This is a genomic window from Oleiphilus sp. HI0117 (assembly GCF_001635235.1).
Window position 1 is genome coordinate 1 of sequence record NZ_LWGA01001505.1, and the last position, 817, is coordinate 817.

1 protein-coding gene is annotated in these 817 nt (G+C 43.1%); it reads right to left on the minus strand.

The window, feature by feature from the left end; translation table 11 throughout:
- The coding region (locus tag A3757_RS24820; RefSeq protein ID WP_156506577.1) for a ketoacyl-synthetase C-terminal extension domain-containing protein at window positions 1-817 on the minus strand (817 nt) is incomplete at both ends.

Sequence of the window (817 nt, forward strand, 5' to 3'; positions counted from 1 at the left end):
AACAATGCTATTTGCGTGTTCTCAGTAAGGTGAAGGCTTGGATCATCCGAGAATAGGATATGTATGAGATCGACGTTAAATTCGTCTTTGCATATCTCGATGCAGTTATCCAAATGTGCTCTAAAGAGCGGAAGTTCATTGTAGAGCTTCTTACCCATACGATTAACTTGAGTTCCTTGTCCAGGAAACATAAATATAATCTTTGGGTCCTTTGTAGGCGCGTCTGAAGCATTCTTAGTGAACTGTGATAGTTCACTAAGAATGCTGTCTCTAGTTGTTCCTAATATAGCTTGTCGATACTTCAATGCTTGTCGGTGAAAGCAGTAGGTGTTTTTAAGGTGATCGATATCTGTGTCAGTATTTTTTAGTAGAAATGTTTCAAGTTGCCTAGCTTGATCAGCGAGTGATTTGGGTGAATTTGCACTAAGACACAGTGGTAGTTTTGTTGGTGTCTGTGCAGAAGCAGTTGCCGGCTCAGCGTCATACCCAGAGATAATCACATGAGCATTGGTGCCTCCTATGCCAAATGAGCTGATACCTGCATATCGCTGGCCAATTTCCTGTTTCCAAGTAGCGGTGGTTGTAGCGACAGAAAACGGTGAAGACTCTAGCCTTAAGTCAGGGTTTGGTGATGTGAAATTAATACTGGCCGGAATCTGTCCTTTCGATACAGATAGTGCAGACTTTATTAAGCCCGTGACACCGGCTGCTGCAGTTAAATGCCCCAGGTTGCTTTTGACGGATCCTAGTAGGCACTGAGCTTCAGGTATTTTAGAGTTTTGTTCAAAGACTGCTTTCAGGGCCGATACTTCGATAG